This window comes from Streptomyces prasinopilosus, assembly GCF_001419695.1.
Taxonomy (GTDB): domain Bacteria; phylum Actinomycetota; class Actinomycetes; order Streptomycetales; family Streptomycetaceae; genus Streptomyces; species Streptomyces prasinopilosus.
On record NZ_LIRG01000243.1, the window covers coordinates 1 to 1,764 of the forward strand.

Sequence of the window (1,764 nt, forward strand, 5' to 3'; positions counted from 1 at the left end):
TCACGCCGCTTCCCGGTCCCCGGGTTTCCCCGCGGGACCGGGAAGCGGCGTGAGCACCCGGCATGACACGCCTCGGCGTGTCATGCCGCGATATTCCGCCCCCGTGGGGAGCGGGGGAGGGCTCAGTGCGCGGTGCCCCGGTCGAAGAGGAAGCGTGACCACGCGTACCCGACGAGGGTGATGACGGCGCACCAGGCGAGCGCGATCCAGGCGTCGTTCCCGACCGGGCTGCCGGTGAGCAGACCGCGCAGGGTCTCGGTCACCGGCGTGAACGGCTGGTGCTCGGCGAACCAGCGCAGCCCCGGCGACATCGAATCGGCCGGCACGAAGGCGGAGCCGATGAACGGCAGGAACTGGATGACCAGCGGTTTGTTGCTGGCCGCCTCGACCGTCCTGGAGATCAGGCCGAGCGCGACCGACAGCCAGGTCAGGGCGAAGGCGACGGCCACCAGCAGACCGAACGCGGCCAGCCACTCCAGGACGTTCGCGTCCGGCCGGAACCCGATCGCGAGCGCCACCCCGACGACCACCGTCACACCGAACACGGTCTGCACGACGCTGCCGAGCACGTGCCCCGTCATGAACGACGAGCGCGTGATGTTCATGGTGCGGAAGCGGTTGATGATGCCCTCGGTCATGTCGGAGCAGACGGCGATCGAGGTGGACATGGACCCGGCCGCCACCCCCATGATCACGACGCCGGGCGTCAGGTACTCCAGGTACACGTCCCGGCCGGCGCCCGCGCCGCCGATGCCGGCGCCGATCGAGTCCCCGAAGGCGTACACGAACAGCAGCAGCATCATCACCGGGAGGGCGGCCGAGCCGAGCGACACGGACGGATAGCGGACCGCGTGCTTCAGGTTGCGCCGCAGCATGGTCGCCGAGTCCTGCACGGCGTGGGTGAGGGAACTCATCGCAGGGTCTCCTCGGGGGGAAGGGTGCCGTCGATGCCACCGCCGGTCAGGGCGAGGAACACGTCGTCGAGGTCGGGGGTGTGCACGGACAGGTCGGCGGCCCGCACCCGGGCCTCGTCGAGCCGGTCGAGCAGGCCGCGCAGGGAGCCGATGCCGCTGTCGCCGGGGATGCGCAGCGCGAGCGCCCCGGCGTCGCGGGCCGCGGCCGGGAAGACGGCCGCCGCCCGGTCGTACTCGCTTTCGTCCGTGAACCGCAGCCGAACGTGGCTGCCCGGAATACGGGACTTGAGGTCGTCGGCGGTGCCCTCGGCGACGATGCGCCCGCCGTCGAGCACGGCGATCCGGTCGGCGAGCTGGTCGGCCTCCTCCAGGTACTGCGTGGTGAGGAAGACCGTGACCCCGCCGGCCACCAGGCCGCGCACCGTCTCCCACATGGTGCGGCGGCTGCGCGGGTCGAGCCCGGTCGTCGGCTCGTCCAGGAAGATCACCTCCGGGTCGCCGACCAGCGTCATGGCGAGGTCGAGCCGGCGCCGCATGCCGCCGGAGAACGTCGCCGCCCGCTGGTGCGCGACCCCGGCGATCCCGAAGCGCTCCAGCAACGCCTTCGCGCGACCGCGCCCCTCGCGCTTGCCGAGCCGCAGCAGATCGGCCATCAGGAGCAGGTTCTCCTCGGCGGTGAGCAGATCGTCGAGCGCCGCGAACTGCCCGGTGACACCGATCGCGGCGCGCACCCCGTCGGGTGAGGCCGCGACGTCGTGCCCGGCCACCCGGGCCCGGCCGCCGTCGGCGGAGACCAGCGTGGACAGGATCCGCACGGTGGTGGTCTTCCCCGCGCCGTTCGGGCCGAGCA

The 1,764-nt window shown here is 72.4% G+C and carries 2 protein-coding genes; both read right to left on the minus strand.

Going from position 1 to position 1,764, the window contains the following annotated elements; translation table 11 throughout:
* Positions 1-122: 122 nt before the first annotated feature.
* Positions 123-914, minus strand: coding sequence for an ABC transporter permease (locus AOK18_RS11555; protein WP_055573370.1), 792 nt, complete (start codon positions 912-914; stop codon positions 123-125).
* Positions 911-1,764 (minus strand): ATP-binding cassette domain-containing protein (locus tag AOK18_RS11560; RefSeq protein ID WP_055694277.1); only part of this gene is annotated, 854 nt, incomplete at its 5' end. The genes AOK18_RS11560 and AOK18_RS11555, both read right to left, overlap by 4 nt.